The organism is Mesorhizobium sp. L48C026A00 (assembly GCF_000502375.1).
GTDB lineage: Bacteria > Pseudomonadota > Alphaproteobacteria > Rhizobiales > Rhizobiaceae > Mesorhizobium > Mesorhizobium muleiense.
Genome location: NZ_AYWU01000089.1, coordinates 1 through 2,726 on the forward strand (window position 1 = coordinate 1; position 2,726 = coordinate 2,726).

2 protein-coding genes are annotated in these 2,726 nt (G+C 68.6%); both read left to right on the forward strand.

Annotation, left to right across the window (positions count from 1 at the left end):
* Positions 1–35: 35 nt before the first annotated feature.
* Complete coding sequence (locus X738_RS80440) at positions 36–2,255, forward strand: condensation domain-containing protein (protein ID WP_441295568.1); 2,220 nt, start codon at positions 36–38, stop codon at positions 2,253–2,255.
* Positions 2,194–2,726, forward strand: a 533-nt coding sequence (locus X738_RS88225; RefSeq protein WP_031257174.1) for an AMP-binding protein, incomplete at its 3' end; no start/stop codon positions are given. The genes X738_RS80440 and X738_RS88225, both read left to right, overlap by 62 nt.

Genomic DNA, 2,726 nt, shown 5'->3' on the forward strand with positions numbered 1-2,726 from the left:
ACCGGGCCGGCGACAAGCACCTTGTCGCCTATGTCGTGTGTGGACCCGAGGCAGGATCGGACGAGGACGATGGCGGCGGGCTTGCCGGCGCCTTGCGCGCGCATGTGAGCGGGCGGCTGCCGGACTACATGGTGCCGGCTGCGTTCGTGCGGCTCGCGGCGCTGCCGCTGACGCCGAACGGCAAGCTCGACCGCAAGGCACTGCCGGCGCCGGCCGACGGCGCCTATGCGCGGACGGCCTATGAGGCGCCGCAGGGCGCGGTCGAGACGGCGCTGGCCGAGATATGGGCGGAGCTTCTCGGTGTCGAGCGGGTCGGACGCCACGACAACTTCTTCGAACTGGGCGGCCATTCGCTCCTGGCGGTGCAGCTGATGGAGCGGCTGCGGCGGCTGTCGCTGGGGGTGGAGGTGCGTGCCCTGTTCGCCAGGCCGGTGCTGGCCGATCTTGCCGCAAGCCTGGGCAGCCATCACGAGGTGGCGGTGCCTGCCAACCTGATCACCGAACACAGCACGGCAATTACGCCGCAGATGCTGCCGCTCATCGAGCTGGCCCAGCCGGAGATCGACCGGATCGTCGCCACGGTGNCGGCCTATGAGGCGCCGCAGGGCGCGGTCGAGACGGCGCTGGCCGGGATCTGGGCGGAGCTGCTCGGGGTCGAGCGGGTCGGACGCCACGACAACTTCTTCGAGCTCGGCGGCCACTCGCTGTTGGCCGTGCAGCTGATGAGCCGGCTGTCGCAGGTTGTTGGCGTCGAGCTGCCGCTGACGAGGCTGTTCGCCAAACCGGTGCTGGCTGATCTGGCAGAAAGCATTGTCGAGGTGTTGAGCCGCTCCGGCTCCCAAGAGCTGCCGGGGATTGCAGCCTCGTCGCGTGATGAGCTGCTTGTGCTGTCGTTTGCGCAGCAGCGGCTATGGTTTTTGGCGCAGCTGGACGAGGGCAGCACCAACTATCACATTCCGCTGGCCTTGCGACTGCGGGGGGTGCTCGACCGCGTCGCCTGGCAGCGCAGCCTTGACCGTCTGTTTGCCCGCCATGAGGCGCTGCGCAGTGTCTTTGTCGCGTCGGAGGGCAAGCCCCGGGTTGAGGTCCTGCCGCCGGACGCAGGGCTGCCGGTGCTGGAGCACGATCTGCGGGACAGGCGGGACGCGGAAGCGGCGCTTTTGGATCTGTGCCATGAAGAGGCGCACATACCGTTCGATCTTGCGCGCGGGCCGCTGATCCGCGGGCGTCTGATCCGGATGTCGGATGAGCAACACGTCTTCCTGCTGACCCAGCATCATATTGTCTCGGACGGCTGGTCGTTGGGCGTGCTGGTGCGTGAACTCAGTCAGCTTTACCGGGCGTTCGAGGCTGGACAGGACGATCCTTTGCCGCCGCTGGCGGTCCAATACCCGGATTATGCCGCCTGGCAACGGCGGTGGCTGTCGGGGGAACGGCTGCAGAAGCAGGCGCAGTATTGGCGCGACACCCTGTCTGACGCTCCGGCCCGTCTTGCGCTGCCGACGGACCGGCCGCGGCCGGCCCAGCAGTCGTATGCCGGGGCCGCTGTGCCGATCGTCATCGATGCGGATCTGACGCGGGGTCTGAAGCGGCTGAGCCGGCAGCATGGCGCGACGTTGTTCATGACGGTGCTGGCGGCCTGGGCGGCGGTGCTGTCGCGTCTGTCGGGGCAGGACGACCTTGTGATCGGCGTGCCGAGCGCCAATCGAGGCCGGGGCGAGATCGAAGAGTTGATCGGCTTCTTCGTCAACACCTTGGCGCTTCGGCTGGACCTGTCGGGCGAGCCGAGCGTGTCGGAGCTTCTGGAACGGACGCGGCGCACGGCCTTGGCTGCCCAGGAGCATCAGGATCTGCCATTCGAGCAGGTGGTGGAGATCGTGCAGCCGCCACGGCATCTTGATCACACGCCGCTGTTCCAGGTGATGTTGGCCTGGCAGAACAACGCCGTCGGGTCATTGGACCTGCCGGGGCTGAGTGTGGAGGCTGCCGGGGATGGGTNGGCTGCCGATGCCGGGCAGCCGGTGGGCCGGATTGAACTGCTGTCGGCCGCCGAGCGGACGTATCTGCTGGAGGATCTGAACCGGACGGCGGCGGCCTATCCGTCGCAGCGGTGCATCCACGAGCTGTTCGAGGCGCAGGTGCGCCAGGCGCCGGAGGCGGTGGCGGTGGTCCATGAGGACGAGCGCCTGAGCTATGGCGAGCTCAACGCGCGGGCCAACCGGCTGGCGCATCANGGCGGTGGCGGTGGTCCATGAGGACGAGCGCCTGAGCTATGGCGAGCTCAACGCGCGGGCCAACCGGCTGGCGCATCACCTGATCGCGCTCGGGGTGAGGCCGGACCAGCCGGTGGCGATCTGCCTGGAGCGCAGCCCGGCGATGGTGGTGGGTGTCTTGGCGATCCTCAAGGCGGGCGGCGCCTATCTGCCGCTGGACCCGGCCTATCCCTGCGCGCGGCTGCGGCAGGTTGTCGAGGATGCGGCGCCGCGGCTGCTGCTGGCCGATGCGGCCGGCCGCGCCGCGCTCGGCCCCGAGGCGCTTGTCGATGTGAGCGTGGTCGATCTGGAGACGGCGACCCCGGCTTGGGCCGAACTGCCCGCTTGCGATCCCGAGCCGCGCGCCCTTGGCCTGACCTCACGCCATCTCGCTTATGTGATCTACACCTCCGGCTCAACCGGAACCCCAAAGGGCGTCATGGTCGAGCACGCGAGCACCGTGAACCTGCTGCA